The sequence below is a fragment of the Vibrio ichthyoenteri ATCC 700023 genome (assembly GCF_000222605.1).
Taxonomy (GTDB): domain Bacteria; phylum Pseudomonadota; class Gammaproteobacteria; order Enterobacterales; family Vibrionaceae; genus Vibrio; species Vibrio ichthyoenteri.
Genome location: NZ_AFWF01000316.1, coordinates 1 through 1,740, shown reverse-complemented (window position 1 = coordinate 1,740; position 1,740 = coordinate 1). Strand labels below are relative to the sequence as shown.

General features: G+C 38.5%; 1 protein-coding gene and 2 pseudogenes. All 3 read left to right on the top strand.

The window, feature by feature from the left end:
- Positions 1–191: 191 nt before the first annotated feature.
- Positions 192–338 (top strand): annotated as a pseudogene (locus tag RH85_RS22865) (transposase family protein); the annotation flags it as partial.
- 104 nt (positions 339–442) lie between these two features.
- Positions 443–1,241: pseudogene (locus tag RH85_RS22545) on the top strand (IS5 family transposase).
- Between the two features lie 38 nt (positions 1,242–1,279).
- Positions 1,280–1,740 (top strand): hypothetical protein (locus RH85_RS20970; RefSeq protein ID WP_006714746.1); only part of this gene is annotated, 461 nt, incomplete at its 3' end.

Below are 1,740 nucleotides of genomic sequence, written 5' to 3'. Positions count from 1 at the left end.
TCATTACTAATCAAAAGATCCGTCTATGATCGATATGATTAGTGTCATATATCATATTAATTTATTTGGCAAATGATCATCTAACTCATTAACATGCAGGGTAAGATAGAGAACGTACCTTAATCAACATTATATCGATTTGACGAACACATTTGGCTGTGGCTATATACTCCCTTTTTAGGAAGAGCACCATGCAGATTGACCACTTCAAAGAATATTTTCAAATGATTATCGACCAACGGCAAAGAGCAAAAGTCACGTATTGTCTGTTTGACGTCCTTTGGAGCACACTATGCTCGGTGATTGCAGGTGCGAAAGGATAGTTTGATATTCGTGAATAGATTCTCGGTCATCATGATTGGTTTAAGCGTAATAAGTTGTTTTAGAACCTATCTCAATAGGTGTTGTCTGAGTTAAATCAACGCCTATTGAAATACTGTAAATGAGTTCAACACAATACCTAATCTCCGATGCTCTTTGGGCGAAAATAGAGCCTTTGTTGCCTGTCCACAAGACTGATCACCCTCTAGGTACACATCGAAAGATGGGTTGATAATCGTGATGCCATGACAACCAGTTCTTTTTGTTCTCAGAACTGGTTGTCAGTGGAATACCCTTAACGCAACGGGTATTTGCACCTTTAGCTCTACACATCTTCGTTTTCAAGAGTCGCGAGATGCAGGTGCCTTTGAGCGATTTTGGCAAAATACCCTGATTTACGAAGGTGTTGATTGGCGTTCTATATCAATGGATGGCTGCCAAACAAAAGCACCTTTAGCTAGCTCAAAAAAACAGGAAAGAACCCGACAGACCGAACAAAACAAGGCGTAAAACGCAGCTTATTGGCGGATGCAAATGGATTACCACTTGCCGTTGTCAGCGATGGTGCCAACGTCCACGACATCAAGTTGGTACTGCAAACTTTAGATGCATTAGAGTGTTATCGCCCACCGTTACAAGTGCCGCTGTATTTAGACAAAGGTTATACAGGGCAGTGGCTGCATGATGAGTTGGTCGCTTTGAACTAGATTCCTTATGTTCAATCACGTACTGAAGAGGCTGCGAGCTTGAAACAATCGGATGATTTTAAGGCTCATCGTTGGGTTGTGGAGCGAACCCATAGCTGGCTAAACCGTTATCGTAGATTGCTTGTTCGTTGGGAAAAGAAAATCGAAAACTACGAGGCCATGTTGCATTTTGCTTGTGGTCTCATTGTTTGGAATAAATCCCTTTTGGGATAGATTCTAAGGCTTTATAGCGCAACTGGAATGAACTAAAAATGAAAATAAACATACAAAAACACAGTTTAACTGATGCCATAACCATAAAGATGAACAATACTTCGTTGTCAAAAAAAACGCTACGTAAATTTAGTGACATTTTATTGTCCATTAACAGTCTTCCTTACGAACAACGAATTAACATATTAAGTGAAGCTAGAGGTAGGTTAAATATTGTAAATTCAAATGTAGTTAGAAAACAGATTGGCGAATTAATATCAAGCAAATCGCAACGTGATGATTTGTCTATTTTCAATGTACGTGATTTATCTATTTTAAAAAATACAGTTGATATTATTATACAAGCATGCGATGACGTTATCTTTGAGTTACAACCAAGAAAAAATGAAATTCATCAGCACCTTGCGTGCGATTTCTCTAGAAAAATTGACAAATACTGCAGCAATAAAGCGGAAGCTCTTGGCACTAAAAATAGACTCAACCATAAGGAAATAAAAGA